The 251-nt window shown below is 29.5% G+C and carries 1 protein-coding gene; it reads left to right on the forward strand.

The window, feature by feature from the left end:
- On the forward strand, positions 1–195 hold a 195-nt coding region (locus FUA26_RS02545), incomplete at its 5' end, for a peptidoglycan DD-metalloendopeptidase family protein (RefSeq protein ID WP_147131148.1).
- Positions 196–251: the final 56 nt, after the last annotated feature.

The raw sequence follows: 251 nt of genomic DNA on the forward strand, positions 1-251 counted from the left end.
ATACAACATGGTAACTATGTAACGGTTTATAAAAACCTCTCGAAAGTATATGTTAAAAAAGGCGATAACGTAACCACTAAACAAGAAATAGGACAAGTCTTTACAAACCCTTCCAATAAAGAAACCATTTTAAACTTTAGTATTTTTAAAGAAAGTGCCACTCAAAATCCAGCAGATTGGATTTACAAGATGTAATCTTGAAAATCTTATCACGGATTTACAAAATGTGATAACATTTTGAAACCAATTTT

Source organism: Seonamhaeicola algicola, assembly GCF_007997385.1.
Classification (GTDB): Bacteria; Bacteroidota; Bacteroidia; order Flavobacteriales; family Flavobacteriaceae; genus Seonamhaeicola; species Seonamhaeicola algicola.